The sequence below is a fragment of the Streptomyces sp. NPDC058664 genome (genome assembly GCF_042716635.1).
Lineage (GTDB): Bacteria > Actinomycetota > Actinomycetes > Streptomycetales > Streptomycetaceae > Streptomyces.
In genome coordinates this window covers 16,539-33,915 of record NZ_JBHXRW010000044.1, presented here as the reverse complement: position 1 = coordinate 33,915, position 17,377 = coordinate 16,539, and the positions used below count along the sequence as shown (strand labels likewise).

The window sequence follows — 17,377 nt, the reverse complement described above, 5'->3', positions numbered from 1 at the left end:
CTCACCAATAGCTTCCCCGCACCATCGCCGCCAGGGTGGCGTGGTGCAGGATCAGGGCGTCGGGGTCCGCGGGTACCTCGACCTCGCCGAAGTGGGCCTGCCGGTACGCGATCCTGAGCATGACGATCGCGTGCCGCAGCGCCGCGTAGAGAGTGTGGAACTCCATGTCGCGCGGGGTGTGTCCGGTCAGCTCCGCGTAGCGCCGCTCGACGGCGTCGCGCCGCAGGAAGTCGGGCAGTCCGGGCTGGCCGAAGCCGACGGTCAGATCCTGGAAGAAGCGGTGGAGGTAGACCGTCCAGCCGAGGTCCACCTCGCGCGGGACGCAGGCCGCCATCTCCCAGTCGAGGACGGCGGCGGGGGCGAATCCGTCGTAGACGATGTTCCCTATCCGCGCGTCGCCCCAGCCGAGGACGGCCTGCCCCTCGTCGGCCGGCCAGTGCGCCGCCAGCCAGTCGAAGGCCGACTCGATGAGCGGCGAGGGGGCGAGTCCGTCCACCACCCAGGCATAGTAGGCGCGTTGGGCGTCGACATGACGGCGCAGCGGGGTCCCGGCGCCGTCCGGCAGCAGGAACTCGGCCTCCTTCGCCGGGAACTGGTCGTGCAGCCTCGCCAGCACGGAGACGGACTCGGCTTCGAGCAGGGCGCGTTCGGCGTCGGTGGCGGCGTGCAGCCAGTTCCCCTCGTACGTGTAGGGCATCACGTCCGGCGGGACGCGGCCCTCCGCGCGGGCCATCACGAAGAAGGGGGCGCCGAGCGGCCCCGGGTCCTCCTCCAGCCAGAGCACGCGCGGCACGGGGACGTCGGTGTGCTCGCCGACCAGGCGCATGACCCGGTGCTGGCGCGCCATGTCGTAGACGGGGAAGACGGTGTACGCGGCCGGGTCGGCGGCAAGGCGGAGGGCGCAGCCGCGCACGGGGGCGTCCGGGTGGTCGAGGTCGAAGAGCAGGGTCTCGCTGGACATGCCGTTGGATCCGGGGACGGCGAGACCGCCGACCCGGGCCCCGGGCAGGTGCCGGTCGAGCCAGGCGGTGAGCCGGCGGCCGAGCTCCTCGGGGTCGCGGGTGGTGGTGCGGGGGCGGGGCGCGGTGACCAAGGGGGTCTCCTCAGGGGGCCGTTGACGTGGGGTCGGCGAAGCCGCTGGGGTCGTGGCGGCCGAAGGAGCCGTGCTCGAAGACGCCGTGGCCGGTGTGTCCTTCGAGGGTGAAGCGGGCGGCGTGGTCGGTGACGCCGTACGCGGCCATGGGGTGGGCCGACGGGTCCGAGAGGTCGTAGACGCGCCGGTCGGTCCAGCCGCGGCCCTGCCAGGTGCCGTGCTGCCAGTCGGTGGCGGGCGGGTAGCCGGCGCCGACGGCGAGCGGGGAGGAGGCGAGGATCTCGACGCCGACCTCCAGGGGCTTCCCGGTCGGGTCGGTGAGGTGGACGGTGGCCCGTTCGGGGTGGCGGGTGCCCGGTCGGTACGTGATCTCGGTGCGCGGCCAGCCCAGTTGGGTGTCGCGGTGGCCGTTCCGTACGAGCAGGGCCTCGTTGAGGGTGCGGTAGCCGTCGGCGTCCTCCTGGGTGATGACCATGAGGAAGCGGTCCGCGAAGCGCATCGGGATCCAGAGCCAGTGGAAGCCCTCGGGACGGTGTTCGGCGGCGCGGCCGGGCTCCTCGCCGGGGATCGGGCGGACTCCCCAGCTGCGGTCGCGGGTGCCGGTCCACTCCCCCGGGATGACCGTGAACTCCTCGCCGCCGGCCCTGATGGTGCCCGCGCAGTGCCCCGCCTGGACGAAGCGGCGGCCTTCGAGGGTGAGCCGGCCGCCGTGGCGCTGGGTGTGGTGGGGCTCCCAGACGGCGGGGAAGTCGCCGGTCCAGGAGAGGTCGTAGGAGAGTCCTTCGGGGTCGTCGGGGTCGGCCGCGCAGCGCAGGGAGAGGCGCTTGAGGGGTTCGTCGACGGTGATGGCGAGCGGGCCGACGGAGAGGTTCATCCGGTCGTCGCCGAGGGCGTCGGAGGCCCGGACGGCGTGCAGCCGGTCGCCGGTCCGGAGAGTGGCGTAGGCGTCGACCACCCCGGTGTTGGGGTAGACGCCGAGGCCTGCGATGAGCAGGGCGCGGCCCGTGTGGTCGAAGACGTGGAAGATGCACCGGTCGTAGGCGTTGCGGTCGCCGCTGATGTGGTGCTTCATCGAGAGCGGGGCCTGGTGCACGGGATATTCGTCGAGAGCGACGGGCCGGTCGTCGGCGTGCCGGTGCGCGGACATGGCTGACCTCCTGGTCGGCGGGGCTTCCGCGAGGAGAACTGACGGTACGTCAGGTAGCGGTCGAGGGGCCAGATCCCTGCACCGGGTACCGGGCGAACTGCCGCTCGAATCCGTTCGGCGGTGACCACGGCCGCCGGGACGCGTTGGTCCGGGCATGACCACGCTGTCCACGACCTCCAGCGGAATCGGTCGGCACCGGCAGGCCGAGCCGCGCCTTGAAGAATCGGTTCCTCATCCGATGCCGATGCCCATGCCTGCGCCTGTCCCGGTGCCGACGTCGTCACCCGCGCCGGAACGGACATCGCCACCTGTCAGGGCATCGGCTCCGGCAACGGCGCCCGTCCCCGTCCCCGTACCGGCGCAGGCGACCGCCCCGCCGCCCGTCCCCGGAGACCCTCCCATCTACAAGGCCGTGCTCTCCCTCTGGGCCGGTCAGGGCCGCACCCTTCCCGGCCACCGTGACCAGGAATGGGTCACGCTCGCGGCCGGCCCCGTCTGGGCGGACCGCACCGTGCGCGTCAGCGGGATTCTGGTCCGACCAGGTGACGGGCGATGACCACCCGCTGGATCTGATTGGTCCCCTCGACGATCTGGAGCATCTTCGCCTCCCGCAGGTACCGCTCCACGGGGAAGTCCGCCGTGTAGCCGTACCCGCCGAGCACCTGCACCGCGTCCGTCGTGACCTGCATGGCGGCGTCCGTGCAGAACAGCTTGGCCATCGCCGCGCACCGGCCGAAGGGCCGCCCCTCGTCCCGGAGCCGTGCCGCCTCCAGGTACAGCGCCCTGCCCGCCTCGACCCGGGTCGCCATGTCGGCGAGGAGGAAGCGGAGCCCCTGGAAGTCGGCGATCGGCCGGCCGAACTGGCGGCGCTCCCTGGCGTACGTCACCGCCTCGTCCAGGGCCGCCTGTCCGAGCCCGACCGCGCAGGCGGCGATGCCGAGGCGCCCCGAGTCCAGCGCGTCGAGCGCGATGGCGAAGCCCTGCCCCTCCGCGCCGAGGCGCCGCGCGTCGGGCACCCGTACCCCGTCGAAGTGGAGCTGCGCGGTGGGCGAGCCCGTCATGCCCATCTTCCGCTCGGGAGGGGCCGCGCTCAGCCCCGGTGCGTCCCCCGGCACCAGGAAGGCGGTGATGCCGCGCGCGCCCGCGCCACCGGTACGGGCCATGACCGTGCAGAAATCGGCGATCCCTCCGTGGGTGATCCACGCCTTGGTGCCGTCGATGATCCAGTCGCCACCGCCACCGCCGCCCTCGTCGGTGTCCTCGCGGACGGCCCGGGTGCGCAGCGCCGCCGCGTCCGATCCCGCGGAGGGTTCGGAGAGGCAGTACGCGCCGAGGAGGCCGCCGCCCAGCATCGCGGGCAGATGGGCGGCCCGCTGCTCCTCGGTGCCGAAGCGGGCGAGCGCGTGGCAGGAGAGGGTGTGGACGCTGACCCCGAGCCCCACCGTGAGCCGGGCCGCGGCGAGCTCTTCGAGGACCTGGAGGTACACCTCGTACGGCTGGCCTCCCCCGCCGTACACGGGGTCGTAGGGCAGCCCGAGCAGTCCGGAGCGGGACAGCAGCGCGAACAGCTCACGCGGGAACCGTCCGGCGGCCTCCTCCTCGGCGGCGCGCGGCGCGATCTCCCGCCGGGCGATGTCACGCGTCAGGGCGAGCAGCTCGCGGGCCTCGTCGGTGGGCAGCCGGCGCTCCACGCCGTCCGCGTTCCATGTCGCTGCCATGGCCGGGGACTCCTCCCTGCCGGGCGCGGGCGGGCCGCGCGCGGGGTCGCGGGGAGTATGCCCGTTCGAGACCCGGGGCTCACGCGGACGGCCGGCGGATCACACGGACGCCCGGAAGGGTCACAGGAGCGCGGGCGGGGTTTCCGGCTCGCACGGAACGCGGGCGGGGTCGCCCTGTTCTCGGGAAGACCTGTGGGACGGATGATCGGTCCCCAGGCTCACACGAGGCCCGCCCGCGTGACGAGGACGGCGAGGAGCACGACGAGGGTCCAGCCGAGGACGTGTTCGAGGATCTTGGGGCCCTTGTCGTCCTCGGGACCGCCCGTCCGGGCGCGGAACAGGAGACGGGTGTGGGTGGTGGAGGTCATGGCGACCACCTTGCGGTACGGGGGTGGCCCCGGGGTAGAGACGTCGGTCACGTCCCCCGGCGCCGCCCGGCCGCGTCGGACGATGCCGAGGGCCGCGCAAGCCTTGCGCCGCACGGGCGAGGGCCGGTCGGGAAGCAGGGGTGACGGACCCCCGCCTGTGCCGGAGACCACTGTGCCGGAGACCGCTGTGCCGCTCGCCTCGTACCGCTCGGTCCGGAGCCGTCCGACCGAGGAGTGTCGGACGCGCCTGGCACGATGCCCGGCATGAGCCCGGCACCGGAGTTGACACGGATGACCCTCGCCGAACGCGGTTTCCGCGGCTTCGTGCCGTTCCGTGAGCTGCCCGACAGCGACGTCCCCACGGGGCACGGGATCTACGTGGTGATCCGCGCGGACACCTCGCCCCCGTCGTTCCTCCCCGCCGGCCCTGCCGGACACCTCAAAGGCCGCGATCCGTCCGTGTCGGCCGACAAGCTCGGCGATGCCTGGGTGGACGGGGCAACGGTCGTGTACATCGGCAAGGCCGCGGGGCGGAACGGGCTGAACCGGCGGCTCGGCGACTACCGCCGGCACGGCACCGGTCTGCCGGCCGGCCATTGGGGCGGTCGCTACATCTGGCAGCTGGTCGACTCGGACGCGCTGCTCGTCGCCTGGCGGCCGATGACCGAGGACGACGCGGGTGAGGCCGAGCAGGACCTGATCGACGAGTTCAAAGAACTCCACGGAGGAGCCCTGCCCTTCGCCAACCTCAGGAACGACGCCCGAAAGGCCCTACGGGCGGACACCGACATCGACTGACCCCGGTCACCCCGCGCACCGCCCAGGGGTCGCACCGCGTCGACCTTCCTCACAAAGGAGCGACCGTCGGGGCGCGCATGCTCATGCCAGACCGAGCGACCGCAGCACGCGGTGCTGACCTGGCGCTGACCTGACCGGCCAGAAGATGTAGCAGACACCACCCGTACCGCCTCTGACCTTGCCGTTCGCGTCGTAGCGCTTCGTACGCAGCCAGATGTTCTCCCACTCGCGGCGTCGGTAGACCCTGCGCACGGCGTCGTTGCTGGGTGAGGCGGGGTCGTTGGCGATGACGTCGCCGTCCGCCGTGAAGCCGATGACGGTCATGAGGTGGCCCGCGGTGCCGTACCCGGCCCCGGTCAGCTCCTCCTTACGGAAGGACTGGGACGTTATGACCGGGATGCCGGCCCGGACCAGGCTCTCGAGCTCGGTGAGCGAGCTCAGTCGGGTGACCACGGCGTTCATGCCGGGGTAGGTGGCCGCGTAGGCGGCGTTGAAGGGCCAGTTGCCGCAGCCCTGGTACTGGTGGTCGTAGGTGTGGCGGGCCGCGTGGCAGACCTGGGGGTCGTCGAAGGCCGGGTTCACCCAGGCCAGCTCCTCCTCCGACGGCCGGCGCCCCCAGTACTCGATGATCATCTGGGAGGAGGTGGGGCTGCACCAGGCCTCGCCGCCGTTGTCGTACTCCGGGTACTGCCCGACGTGGGTGTTCTGCGAGTAGCGCGGCACGGCCAGTTCGCGTGCCGGGCCCGGCACGGAGGCCGGGACCGTGAAGCGGTCCGGGATGTCCGACGCCATCGCGCCCAGTCGCCGGACCGTGGGGGTGAGGGCGCTCCCCGGCGTGCGGTACAGCGTCAGGCGCAGCCGGTACGAGACCAGCCGCAGCCCGCTCGCGGTGTCGTCGATCGCGAGGGTGTCGGTCCAGACGGTGCTCCTGCCGTCGGTCTGGTCGTCGACCGAGGTGCGCAGGATGTCGCCGTCGCCGGAGGCCCAGCGGCCCAGCACGTACCAAGGCGTGGCGGTGGCGTCGTCGTAGGTGCCGGACAGCTCGACCTGGAGCCAAGTGCCGGGCGGTGTGTGGGCGTTCCAGGAGGCGATGACCTCGGTGGCGGGCACGGCGGGGGTGTGGACGGGCGAGGTCCAGCTCGCGTACTCCCAGGCGGAGGTCCTGCCGGTGTGCGGGTCGGTGTAGTCGGTGCGTCCGGCGGGCTCGGCGAGGACGAGGCCGGGGCGGCGCCCGGCGACCGCCCTGGTGCCGGCGGCGCTGCCGCACCTCCAGTCCGTGTACGTGGACCAGAAGCGGTTGTCGACGAGGCCCGGTGCGGGGGCGTGGTCCCGGGCGGCGGCCGGGTCGCGGTCGGAGGCGTGCTCGGGGATGTCGGAGGCGGCAGCGGAGGCGGCAGCGGCAGGCACGGCGGTGGCGGCCGTTCCGGCCGCCGCGAGGGCCGCGGCGAGGACGGTTCTGCGCGGGGTGGAGCTGGTCATGGGCGGTGACCCCCAGTCGAGAACGGTGGGCGTACGGACCTGTGGACGAGAGGACGAGAGAACGGACGGGAACCGCGGGCGAGTGGGACCGCGTTCGTCCGTCCGGCCCACGCGCGGCCCGGCGTCCGGGCGCACGAGCCCGCGAGCGTACGGGCCCGGGGGTGTACGGACCGGGCCGCGCGGGCCCACTATCGCGGCTCGCGGCAGGCCTCCGCCAGCACTTCGCCCCGCGTCGCCGGACCAATATTGGTATCGACCACTGACGGCGGTACCTCCCTGACCTGCGACGGTCCCCCACTCCCCTACTCTGGGCCCATGAACGACCTCGACCGCGCGGCGCACGCGCTGCTCCGGCTGCCGCCCTCCTGCGGACCGGTCCGGCTGGTCGCGGTCGACGGCCACGCGGGCTCCGGCAAGTCCACCCTCGCGGCCCGGCTCTCCGCCGCCCTCGGTGACGCCCCCGTCCTCCACCTCGACGACCTGGCCACCCACGAGGAACTCTTCGGATGGACCGGCCGGCTGCGCGCACAGGTCCTCGACCCCCTCTCGCGGGGCGAGACGGCGTCCTACCGCCCGTACGACTGGCGGCTGAGGCGCTTCGGGGAGGCACGCGCGCTGGTCCCGGCCCCGGTCGTGCTCGTCGAGGGCGTCGGCGCGGGCAGGCGGGCGGTACGGCCGTTCCTGGCGTGGCTGCTGTGGATGGAGCGCGGCGCGGAGGAGTCCTGGGCGCGTGGCCGCCACCGGGACGGCCCGGACCAGGCCGCTTTCTGGGACGGCTGGACCGTGGCGGAGACTCGCCATTTCGCCGAGGACCCTTCCCGGCCCCACGCGGACACCCTGGTACGGGAGTGCCGGACGGGGTACGACTGGCTTCCCGGTCCTGGCGTGACAGCGGGCGCGGACCAGATCATCACGTACCGTGACGGCTTCATGTCCGTGAACTGAGGGCCCGAAAGTCCGCTTCCGCAAGTGCCTCAACTCCGCTTGACCCAAGGGGCGTACAGGTCTTACGTTCTGAATGTGCGGCTTTTCGGAGCCGCCGCGGACACGAAGCCCCCGGTTGTTCCCCCGTGATCGGGGGCTTCGTTCTGCCCCCGACGGCCTTCCCCGGCCCTCTCCGGGCCCCTTCGCGACCCCTGATGCTCACCCAGGGTCACCGCTTCCGGATCATGTGCTTCTCCTTAAGCGCGCACCCCCTGCGCAGGTACGATGCCCCCAGGTGCGGTCAAATCCCGTCCATGCGAAGACGGTTGTGGGGGACCCGATGGACATCGGCACGCAGGGCGCGCAGGCCCCCGCCGAGCTCGCCTGGCTGCGCGGAGTCGACGCCTACACGATGGGCGCCTATCCGCAGGCGGAGGACGAGTTCCGGACGGCGGTACGGATCGACCCCGGGATGGCGGACGCCTGGCTCGGGCTGCACGCGCTCAGGGTCGACACCACGACCGCGCTGCTGCGCATGTACCGCAACCGCGACCGCTTCGGCGAGCAGCGTGCCCGGTACCGGCGCACCCTGAACTCCTGGTACTGGCTGGGCTGGTGGGTGCAACCGGTCCTGGAGAGCTCGCGCGACCTGCTCCTCGCGCACGCCTCCCACTGGCTCGACGGGCGCCATGTGCCGGAGCTCGACCGGGCCCTCGCGGGGCTCCCGCCGGTCGACACCGACCCGCAGGTGCGCTTCCTGCACGCCTGCCGCGCCTATCTCGTCAAGGACTGGGACCAGCTCGTCCGGCACACCGAGACCCTCGTCGACGACCCGCTCCTCGGCATCGAGGCCGGCCTTTTCGGCGGCATGGCCCGGGTCCGCCTGGAGATGTACGGCCAGGCCGAGCCGCTCCTCTCGGCCTCTCTGATGCGGTGCCGCAGCGAGCAGCCCCAGCGCAAGGAACTGCGCTACTGGCTGGCCCGCGCCCACGAGGGCACCGGGCGGAGCGCCGCCGCGCTGCCGCTCTACCGGGCCGTGCACCGGATCGACCCGACGTTCATGGACACGGCCGCGCGCCTCGCCGCGATCGCCGAGTACGACGGCTTCGAGGGGTACGACGGCGTGGACGACCCGGCCGGCCTCGCGACGGTCGCCCTCGGCACCGTCGGCGGGGGGCTCGGCCAGGACGCCGGGGACACCGCTCCCGGCGCCGATCCCGACTCCGGGCCGCTGGGCGACGGGCTGCGGCTCGCGCCCGAGCCCGTGCCTCCGGCGGCTCCGGTCACACCGCCGGAGACCGTACGGCAGAAGGTCCCGCTGCCCTCCCAGCCGATGCCTCCGCGCTTCCCCGAGGGCCCCACCGACCCGGTGGTGCTCGCGGAGGCACTCGCCGAGCTGGAGGGCATGGTCGGCCTCGAGCCGGTGAAGCGCCAGGTCAAGGCGTTGTCGGCGCAGCTGGAGATGGCGCGCCTGCGGGCCGGGCAGGGCCTTCCGGTCCAGCCGCCCAAACGCCACTTCGTCTTCTCCGGGCCCTCCGGCACCGGGAAGACCACCGTCGCCCGCATCCTCGGCCGGGTCTTCCACGCCCTCGGGCTGCTCGGCGGCGACCATCTCGTCGAGGCCCAACGGGCCGATCTGGTGGGCGAGTTCCTCGGGCAGACCGCGATCAAGGCCAACGAGCTGATCGACTCGGCGGTCGGCGGGGTGCTCTTCGTGGACGAGGCGTACGCGCTCTCCAACACCGGTTACAGCAAGGGCGACGCCTACGGGGACGAGGCCCTCCAGGTCCTCCTCAAACGGGCCGAGGACAACCGCGACCACCTCGTGGTCATCCTGGCCGGCTACCCCGAGGGCATGGACCGGCTGCTGAACACCAACCCCGGGCTCTCCTCCCGGTTCACCACCCGGGTCGACTTCCCCTCCTACCGGCCGCTGGAACTCACCGCCATCGGCGAGGTGCTCGCGGCGGCCAACGGGGACGGCTGGGACGAGGAGGCCCGCGAGGAGCTGCGCTCCATCAGCGGGCACGTCGTCGAGCAGGGCTGGATCGACGAGCTGGGCAACGGACGCTTCCTGCGCACCCTGTACGAGAAGTCCTGCGCCTACCGGGACCTGCGGCTCTCCGGATACGCGACCACCCCGACCCGGGACGACCTCGCCACCCTCCGGCTCGCCGACCTCATGCAGGCGTACGGCGAGGTCCTGTCGGGCCGCGGTCCGGTCGACCGCGGCCCGCAGCAGGAGCCGCCGGGATACTAGACGGCACCGAGGGGCTGGACGGGTGCCGACGTCCGCACCCGGTGGGCGGGGTCGCGAACCTCGCCCACCAGCGTCTCCAGGACGTCCTCCAGGGCGACGAGGCCGAGCACCCGGCCCGAGCCGTCGGCGACCTGCGCCAGGTGCGTGGCGGCGCGGCGCATCACGGTGAGGGCGTCGTCGAGGGGCAGTTCGGCGCCGAGCGTCGCCATCGGCCGCCACAGCCGCCGCGGCACCGCCCGCTCCCGTTCCTCCAGGTCGAGGACGTCCTTCACGTGCACGAAGCCCATGAAGGCGGCGCCCGCCCCGGCCCGCACCGGGAAGCGCGAGTACCCGGTGCGTACGGTCAGCTCCTCGATCTCGCGCGGGGTGACCGTCGGCGGGACCGTGACCAGGGAGGCCGGGGCGATGAGGACGTCCGTCACCGGGCGGGTGCCCAGTTCGAGCGCGTCCTCCAGGCGCTCCTGCTCGGCCGGGTCCAGCAGTCCGGCCTGTCCCGCGTCCTCGACGAGCCGGCCCAGCTGGGCGCGGGTGAAGACCGCCTCCACCTCGTCCTTCGGCTCGACCTTGAACGCCCGCAGGACGAGCCGGGCGCAGGCGCCGAGCGCGGCCGTGACCGGACGGCAGAGCCGGGCGAAGCCGACCAGGCCCGGGGCGAGCCAGAGCGCGGTCCGTTCGGGCGCGGCCATCGCCAGGTTCTTCGGGACCATCTCGCCGATGACGAGGTGGAGGAAGACGACCGCGGCCAGGGCGATGACGTAACCGAGCGGATGGATCAGCCCCTCGGGGACCCCGACCGTGTGGAAGACCGGTTCGAGGAGACGGGCGACGGTCGGCTCGGCGACGGCGCCGAGCGTCAGGGAGCAGACGGTGATGCCGAACTGGGCGGCCGCCATCATCTGCGGCAGGTTCTCCAGACCGTGCAGGACCTGCTTGGCGCGGGCGCCGCCGAGCGGCTCGATCTGACTGCGGCGGACGGAGACGAGCGCGAACTCGGCTCCGACGAAGAAGCCGTTGGCCAGGACCAGGAGGACGGCGAAGAGGAGCAGGAGGGTGCTCATCGGACGCCCTCCGCGACCAGCGAGGCGGACGCGGGCGCGGCGACCGGGCTCTGGTCCTGGGCGACGACCGGGATCTCGGCCGGGTCCAGGCCCGTGGTGCGGTGCGGGTCCGTGGCCGGCTCCGTGCGGACGAGGCGTACGCGCTCGGCGCGGTAGCGGTCGACCTGGCGTACCGAGAGCAGCCAGCCGGGGAGCTCGGCCCGGTCGCCGGGGGCGGGGATGCGGCCGAGGAGGTCGGCGACGAGTCCGGCGACGGTCTCGTACGGCCCGTCGGGCACGTCGAGGCCTATCCGGCGCAGGATGTGGACCCGGCAGGAGCCGTCGGCGTCCCAGGCGGGACGGCCGTCCTCGGCGGGGGCGGCGGCCAGTTCCGGCCGCCCGTCGCTCACGGTGTCGTGCTCGTCGCGGACCTCGCCGACGAGTTCCTCGACGATGTCCTCCAGGGTGACGACGCCGGCCGTGCCGCCGTACTCGTCGACGACCACCGCGATCGGCTGTTCGCGGCGCAGCCGCTCCAGGAGGGTCTGGACGGGCAGCGTCTCGGGCACGAGGAGCGGGGGGACCGCGATCCGGCCCACGGGGGTACGCAGCCGGGCCTCCGGGGCGACGGCGAGCGCGTCCTTGAGGTGGACCATGCCGACGATCTCGTCGATGCGGTCGCGGTAGACCGGGAAGCGCGAGAGGCCGGTGGCCCGGGTGAGGTTGAGGACGTCGGCCGCGGTGGCGCCCCACTGGAGGGCGCTGACCTTCACGCGCGGGGTCATGACCCGCTCGGCGGTGAGGCCGCCGAGGGACAGGGTCCGTACGAAGAGGTCCGCGGTGTCCTGTTCGAGGGCGCCGGCCAGGGCGGAGTGCCGGGCGAGGGAGACCAGTTCACCCGGGGTGCGGACCGAGTCCAGCTCCTCGGTGGGCTCGACGCCCAGGAGCCGCACCAGCCGGTTGGCGACCCGGTTGAGCAGGGAGATCACCGGCCGGAAGAGGGCGGAGAAGCGGCGCTGCGGAGTGGCCACGAAACGGGCCACCTGGAGCGGCCGGGAGACCGCCCAGTTCTTCGGCACGAGCTCGCCGACCACCATCTGGACGGCGGAGGCGAGCAGCATCCCGATCACCACCGAGATCCCGGAGACCGCCCCCGCCGGCAGTCCGGTCGCGGTGAGCGGGCCGTGCAGCAGTCCGGCGAGCGCGGGCTCGGCGAGCATGCCGACGACGAGGGAGGTGATCGTGATGCCGAGTTGGGTTCCGGAGAGCTGGAAGGACAGCTCGCGCAGGGCGGCGACGACGGTGCGGGCGCGCCGGTCGCCGGCGGCCGCGGCCCGCTCGGCCTCGGCCCGCTCGACGGTCACGAGACCGAACTCGGCGGCCACGAAGAAGCCGTTGGCGAGGATGAGGACGAAGGCCGCGACGAGCAGCAGAAGGGAGACGATCATGCCGCCGCCTCCTGGGAGGGGGCGGCGCAGGTATTACCGGACGATCCGTCCATTGCTGGAGGGAGTCACTCCTCGGGTCGAAGGGAGAGGCCTCGCGGGCCGTGTCGGCGGCCCTGCACACGCGAGGCGGTGGTGCCGCTCGGCACCACCGCATCCAGAGTAGCCACGCGAAGGCCCCGAGGGGCAGGGGGTCGGACCCGGATGGGGGACGGACCCGGGTCCCACCGGAGGAAACCCCGGCTGTGGGCTTGTCGGTCCCGGAAGGGTGACGCCGGAGGGACCCCCGGCGCGGCCCCGGCTCGGATCAGGCCGTCCGCTCCGCGCCCGACCCGTGGGCCTCGGCCAGGGCCCGCAGCGCGCGGGCGTCCCGGATCGCCGCTTCCCTGGCGATACCGGGCTGGATGCCGAGCGCCGGCAGGCTGGTGCCGTCGCTCAGGTCGAGGAACACCCAGGCGTCGCCGGGGCGCAGGTTCACCTTGAGGATCTCCGCCCAGGCGAGCCGCCGGGTCCTGGTGATGTTGACGACCGTGACGCCCTCGTCGTCGGCGACCACCTTGGGGCGGCTCAGCAGGACGAGGACCCCGAGGAAGAGCGCGGCGACGAAGACGAAGCTGACGCGCTCCCCCGGCCCGAGCCGCTCCAGCATCAGCGCGACGGCGGTGATGACGGCGAACATCGCGATTCCCACGGTCAGCAGGACGGCCCGGGTGCGCCCGGGGCGGAAGGTGACCGGGAGGGCGGGGACGGTGGGCTGGGACATCGGGTGTTCCTCGGAGCCTCGGGGCGTACGGTCCGTGCCGTCAGAGGCGGCAGGCGTGGATGGCGGTGGTGAGGATGGCGCGGGCGCCGATCTCGTACAGGTCGTCCATGATCCGCTGCGCCTCCTTGGCGGGGACCATCGCGCGGACGGCGACCCAGCCCTCGTTGTGCAGCGGGGAGACGGTCGGCGACTCCAGGCCCGGGGTGAGGGCGACGGCCTGCTCCAGGTGCTCGGCGCGGCAGTCGTAGTCCATCATCACGTACGAGCGGGCGACGAGGACGCCCTGGAGGCGGCGGAGGAACTGCTGGACCTGCGGGTGGTCGTCCTCGGCGCCGTGGCGGCGGACGACGACGGCCTCGGAGGTGAGGATCGGCTCGCCGATGACCTCGAGGCCGGCGTTGCGCAGGCTGGTGCCGGTCTCCACGACGTCCGCGATGACCTGGGCGACGCCCAGTTGGATCGCGGTCTCGACGGCGCCGTCGAGGTGCACGACGGAGGCGTCGATCCCCTGGTCGGCGAGGTGCTTGGCGACGATGCCCTCGTAGGAGGTGGCGATCGTCATGCCGCCGAAGTCCTCGGGGCCGTTCGCGGTGCCCGGGCGGGTGGCGTACCGGAAGGTGGAGCGGCCGAAGTTCAGCGCGAGGATCTCCTCGGCGCTGGCGCCGGAGTCGAGGAGCAGGTCACGGCCGGTGATGCCGATGTCCAGCTTCCCGGAGGCGACGTAGATCGCGATGTCCTTCGGGCGCAGGTAGAAGAACTCGACCTCGTTGTCGGGGTCGATGACCACGAGTTCCTTGGACTCCTTGCGCTGGCGGTAGCCGGCCTCATGGAGCATTGCCGACGCAGGTCCGGAGAGGGAACCCTTGTTGGGAACGGCGATGCGCAGCATGGGGTGAGCTTCCTTTGCCTGGGAGTGGTGGGGAAAAGACCTGAGAAGTCGTGCTCGGGGAGGAATCCTGCTCAGAGGTGGGCGTAGACGTCGTCGAGCGAGATCCCGCGGGCGACCATCATCACCTGGACGTGGTACAGCAGCTGCGAGATCTCCTCGGCGGCGGCTTCCTTGCCCTCGTACTCGGCGGCCATCCAGACCTCGGCGGCCTCTTCGACGACCTTCTTGCCGATGGCATGGACGCCCTTGTCCACCAGCTCCGCGGTGCGGGAGGTGGCCGGGTCGCCGGTCTCGGCCTTGAGCTTGAGCTCGGCGAAGAGCTCTTCGAAGGTTTTGTTCGCCATGATGGTCCTAAGGGTACGGGGTGAGGGTCGCGCACTCAGCGCCAGGGTTCGCTGACCGTCCGCAGCGTGGTCGCGGTGGCGACGGCGGCGGTGACGGCCTCGTGGCCCTTGTCCTCGCTGGAGCCCTCGAGGCCGGCCCGGTCGAGGGCCTGCTCCTCGGTGTCGACGGTGAGGACGCCGAAGCCGACGGGTACGCCGGTGTCGATCGAGACCTGGGTGAGGCCGTGGGTGACGCCCTGGCACACGTACTCGAAGTGCGGCGTTCCGCCGCGGATGACGACGCCGAGCGCCACGATGGCATCGTAGCCGCGCCCTGCGAGGACCTTCGCCACGACCGGGAGCTCGAAGCTGCCGGGGACGCGCAGCAGGGTCGGCTCCTCGATGCCGAGTTCGCTCAGGGCGCGCAGGGCGCCGTCGACGAGACCGTCCATGATCTTCTCGTGCCACTGCGCCGCGACGACCGCGACCCGCAGGTCGCCGCAGTTCTTCACGCTGAGGACGGGTGCGCCCTTGCCGCTCATGTCTCTCCTTGAACCGTATTGAACCGTACGAAGTGATGCGAAGTGATGCGAAGTGATGCGAAGTGAAAGGTCTACTGGTTGCCGCAGGTGGAGGCAGGGGAGCCGTCCAGCCAGGGCAGGTCGTGGCCCATCCGGTCCCGCTTGGTGGTCAGGTACCGGAGGTTGTGCTCGCCGGCCGTGACCGGCATCGGCTCGCGGCCCTCGACGTTCAGGCCGTACCGGGTGAGGGCGTCGATCTTGTCGGGGTTGTTGGTCATCAGGCGCAGGCTGCGGACGCCCAGGTCGCCGAGGATCTGCGCGCCGGCCGCGTAGTCGCGGGCGTCGGCGGGCAGGCCGAGTTCCAGGTTGGCGTCGAGGGTGTCGCGGCCGCGTTCCTGGAGCTCGTACGCGCGCAGCTTGGACAGCAGGCCGATGCCGCGGCCCTCGTGGCCCCTGAGGTAGACGACGACACCGCGGCCGGCCTCCTGGATCCGGTCCATGGAGGCCTGGAGCTGGGGGCCGCAGTCGCAGCGCAGGGAGTGGAAGATGTCGCCGGTCAGGCACTCGGAGTGGACGCGGACCAGGACGTCCTCCCCGTCGCCGATCTCGCCGTGCACGAGGGCGACGTGTTCGACCCCGTCCACGATGGAGCGGTAGCCGTACGCGGTGAAGTCGCCGTGCGCGGTGGGGAGCCGGACCTCGGCCTCGCGGCGGACGGTCGGTTCGGCGGAGCGCCGGTAGGCGATCAGGTCCTCGATGGAGATGATCGTCAGGCCGTGCTTGCGGGCGAAGGGGACGAGCTCGGGCAGGCGCAGCATGACGCCGTCCTCGCCGGCGATCTCGACGATCGCGCCGGCCGGGCGGAGGCCGGCGAGACGGGCGAGGTCGACGGCGGCCTCGGTGTGGCCGTTGCGGACGAGGACGCCACCGGACTTGGCCCGCAGCGGGAAGACGTGGCCGGGGCGGACGAAGTCGGAGGGCTCGTGGGAGCCGCTCGCCAGCATCCTCAGGGTGGTGGCGCGGTCGGCGGCGGAGATGCCGGTGGTGACGCCGTGCGCGGGGCCCGCGTCGACGGAGACGGTGAAGGCCGTCCGCATCGACTCGGTGTTGTGCTCGACCATCTGCGGCAGCTGGAGGCGCTCCAGTTCGTCGTCCTCCATGGGCGCGCAGATCAGGCCGCGGCACTCGCTCATCATGAAGGCGACGATCTCGGGCGTGGCCTTCTCCGCGGCGATGACGAGGTCGCCCTCGTTCTCGCGGTCCTCGTCGTCGACGACGACGACGGGCCGGCCGGCCGCGATGTCGCGGATGGCCTGCTCGACGGGGTCGAGGGCGAGGTCGGTGGCGTCCCACAGCGGATGCGCGCTCATGCCGTTGCTCCTTCCAGAGCGGAGGTGGTACGCGTCCGGAGCCACCAGTCGCGCATGCCCCAGATGACGAGGGCGAAGTAGATGACGTACACCAGTCCGGAGAAGGCGAGGCCGCTGTGGAAGGCGAGGGGGACGCCGACGAGGTCGACGAGGAGCCAGGCGAACCAGAACTCGACCAGGCCGCGGGCCTGGGCGACCATCGCGACGAGGGTGCCGACGAAGATGTACGCGTCGGCCCACGGGCTCCAGGAGAGCGACGGGTAGAGGGTGAAGAGACCGCCGACGGCGAGGGTGCCGAGAACCGCTCCGGTGAGGAGCAGGCCGCGTTCCTTCCAGGTGGCGAAGCGGACGGCGATGGAGCCGTCCTGGGCCTGCTGCCTGCCCCGGTTCCACTGCCACCAGCCCCAGGCGGCGACGCCGATGACGAGGAGCTGCTTGCCGACGCCGCCCGCGAGGTTCGCGGAGGCGTAGGCGCCGACGAGGATCAGGCCGGAGAGCAGCTGGGCGGGCCAGGTGAGGATGGAGCGGCGCCAGCCGAGCGCGAGGGCTATGAGTCCGATCGTGTTGCCGATCATGTCGGACCACATGATGTGCTGGTCGAGGACGGTGAACGCCTCGGAGTTGAGCCAGTTCACTTCTCGTTCTCCTTGGCGTCGGCGCCGAGCAGCCGCTCGACGTACTTGGCGATGACGTCCACTTCGAGGTTGACCGGGTCGCCGCTCTTCTTGATGCCGAGCGTGGTCAGGTCGAGGGTGGTGGGGATGAGGCTGATGGTGAACCAGTCGTCGGTGACCTCGACGACGGTGAGGCTGACGCCGTCGACCGTGATCGAGCCCTTCTCGACGACGTACCGGGAGAGGTGGGCGGGCAGGCCGACCTTGACGAGTTCCCAGTGCTCGGACGGGGTCCGCTCCAGGATCGTGCCGGTGCCGTCCACGTGGCCCTGGACGATGTGACCGCCGAGGCGGCCGCCGACGGCCATGGGCCGCTCCAGGTTGACGCGGGAGCCGATGGCGAGGGCGCCGAGGCTGGACCGCTTCAGGGTCTCGGCCATGACGTCGGCGGTGAACTCGCCGTCGCCGAACTCGACGACCGTGAGACAGACACCGTTGACGGCGATGGAGTCGCCGTGCTGGGCGCCTTCCGTGACCAGGGGGCCGCGCAGTCGGAAGCGGGAGGCGTCCTCCAGCTGCTCGACGGCGACGACCTCGCCCAGTTCTTCGACGATTCCGGTGAACACGG

Annotated in this window: 17 protein-coding genes; 3 read left to right on the top strand and 14 right to left on the bottom strand. The window is 72.4% G+C overall.

Annotation, left to right across the window (positions count from 1 at the left end):
- Position 1: 1 nt before the first annotated feature.
- The 4 genes from ACFWUY_RS29450 to ACFWUY_RS29435 form a co-directional block, all read right to left on the bottom strand.
- Positions 2-1,093 (bottom strand): phosphotransferase family protein, encoded by a 1,092-nt coding sequence (locus ACFWUY_RS29450; protein ID WP_384116317.1) that lies wholly within the window; start codon positions 1,091-1,093, stop codon positions 2-4.
- Positions 1,094-1,103: 10 nt separating this feature from the next.
- Positions 1,104-2,240, bottom strand: a complete 1,137-nt coding sequence (locus tag ACFWUY_RS29445; protein ID WP_384116312.1) for a hypothetical protein — start codon at positions 2,238-2,240, stop codon at positions 1,104-1,106.
- Between the two features lie 518 nt (positions 2,241-2,758).
- Positions 2,759-3,958, bottom strand: coding sequence for an acyl-CoA dehydrogenase family protein (locus ACFWUY_RS29440; RefSeq protein WP_384116307.1), 1,200 nt, complete (start codon positions 3,956-3,958; stop codon positions 2,759-2,761).
- A gap of 218 nt (positions 3,959-4,176) precedes the next feature.
- Complete coding sequence (locus ACFWUY_RS29435; protein WP_384116301.1) at positions 4,177-4,326, bottom strand: SCO1431 family membrane protein; 150 nt, start codon at positions 4,324-4,326, stop codon at positions 4,177-4,179.
- A gap of 264 nt (positions 4,327-4,590) precedes the next feature.
- Here ACFWUY_RS29435 and ACFWUY_RS29430 point away from each other — a divergent pair, with 264 nt between their 5' ends.
- On the top strand, positions 4,591-5,124 hold the full coding sequence (locus ACFWUY_RS29430; protein ID WP_384116296.1) for a hypothetical protein: 534 nt from the start codon (positions 4,591-4,593) through the stop codon (positions 5,122-5,124).
- 81 nt (positions 5,125-5,205) lie between these two features.
- On the opposite strand, the gene ACFWUY_RS29425 is transcribed toward ACFWUY_RS29430, so the two are convergent.
- The gene (locus tag ACFWUY_RS29425; RefSeq protein ID WP_384116290.1) at positions 5,206-6,603 is read right to left on the bottom strand and encodes a peptidase C39 family protein; all 1,398 of its coding nucleotides are present in this window, start codon (positions 6,601-6,603) and stop codon (positions 5,206-5,208) included.
- 315 nt (positions 6,604-6,918) lie between these two features.
- Between ACFWUY_RS29425 and ACFWUY_RS29420 the strand changes: the two genes are divergently transcribed.
- Together ACFWUY_RS29420 and ACFWUY_RS29415 are read left to right on the top strand one after the other, a co-directional pair.
- Positions 6,919-7,548 carry a uridine kinase gene (locus ACFWUY_RS29420; RefSeq protein ID WP_384116285.1) on the top strand — a complete coding sequence of 210 codons (630 nt, stop codon included), beginning with the start codon at positions 6,919-6,921 and terminating at the stop codon, positions 7,546-7,548.
- Positions 7,549-7,867: 319 nt separating this feature from the next.
- Positions 7,868-9,787 carry an AAA family ATPase gene (locus tag ACFWUY_RS29415; protein WP_384116279.1) on the top strand — a complete coding sequence of 640 codons (1,920 nt, stop codon included), beginning with the start codon at positions 7,868-7,870 and terminating at the stop codon, positions 9,785-9,787.
- Here the strand turns inward: ACFWUY_RS29415 and ACFWUY_RS29410 are convergent.
- From ACFWUY_RS29410 to ACFWUY_RS29370, 9 genes are all read right to left on the bottom strand, one after another.
- Entirely contained in the window at positions 9,784-10,845 is a 1,062-nt protein-coding gene (locus ACFWUY_RS29410; protein WP_384116274.1) for a hemolysin family protein, read from the bottom strand. The two genes, ACFWUY_RS29415 and ACFWUY_RS29410, sit on opposite strands and share 4 nt — an antisense overlap.
- Positions 10,842-12,272 carry a hemolysin family protein gene (locus ACFWUY_RS29405; protein ID WP_384116271.1) on the bottom strand — a complete coding sequence of 477 codons (1,431 nt, stop codon included), beginning with the start codon at positions 12,270-12,272 and terminating at the stop codon, positions 10,842-10,844. Before ACFWUY_RS29405 ends, ACFWUY_RS29410 begins: the two co-directional genes overlap by 4 nt.
- Positions 12,273-12,576: 304 nt before the next feature.
- Positions 12,577-13,032 (bottom strand): PH domain-containing protein, encoded by a 456-nt coding sequence (locus ACFWUY_RS29400; RefSeq protein WP_384116266.1) that lies wholly within the window; start codon positions 13,030-13,032, stop codon positions 12,577-12,579.
- Between the two features lie 40 nt (positions 13,033-13,072).
- Positions 13,073-13,921 carry an ATP phosphoribosyltransferase gene (gene hisG, locus ACFWUY_RS29395; protein ID WP_384116257.1) on the bottom strand — a complete coding sequence of 283 codons (849 nt, stop codon included), beginning with the start codon at positions 13,919-13,921 and terminating at the stop codon, positions 13,073-13,075.
- A 71-nt stretch (positions 13,922-13,992) separates the two neighbouring features.
- A complete protein-coding gene (locus tag ACFWUY_RS29390) occupies positions 13,993-14,265 on the bottom strand; it encodes a phosphoribosyl-ATP diphosphatase (RefSeq protein WP_030551960.1) in 273 nt (90 codons plus the stop codon).
- 35 nt (positions 14,266-14,300) lie between these two features.
- Positions 14,301-14,786, bottom strand: a complete 486-nt coding sequence (gene ribH / locus ACFWUY_RS29385; RefSeq protein ID WP_384116252.1) for a 6,7-dimethyl-8-ribityllumazine synthase — start codon at positions 14,784-14,786, stop codon at positions 14,301-14,303.
- 71 nt (positions 14,787-14,857) lie between these two features.
- Positions 14,858-16,135 (bottom strand): bifunctional 3,4-dihydroxy-2-butanone-4-phosphate synthase/GTP cyclohydrolase II, encoded by a 1,278-nt coding sequence (locus ACFWUY_RS29380; protein WP_384116249.1) that lies wholly within the window; start codon positions 16,133-16,135, stop codon positions 14,858-14,860.
- Entirely contained in the window at positions 16,132-16,722 is a 591-nt protein-coding gene (locus tag ACFWUY_RS29375; RefSeq protein WP_384116454.1) for a nicotinamide riboside transporter PnuC, read from the bottom strand. Before ACFWUY_RS29375 ends, ACFWUY_RS29380 begins: the two co-directional genes overlap by 4 nt.
- Before the next feature lie 44 nt (positions 16,723-16,766).
- Positions 16,767-17,375 carry a riboflavin synthase gene (locus ACFWUY_RS29370; protein ID WP_384116245.1) on the bottom strand — a complete coding sequence of 203 codons (609 nt, stop codon included), beginning with the start codon at positions 17,373-17,375 and terminating at the stop codon, positions 16,767-16,769.
- Positions 17,376-17,377: the final 2 nt, after the last annotated feature.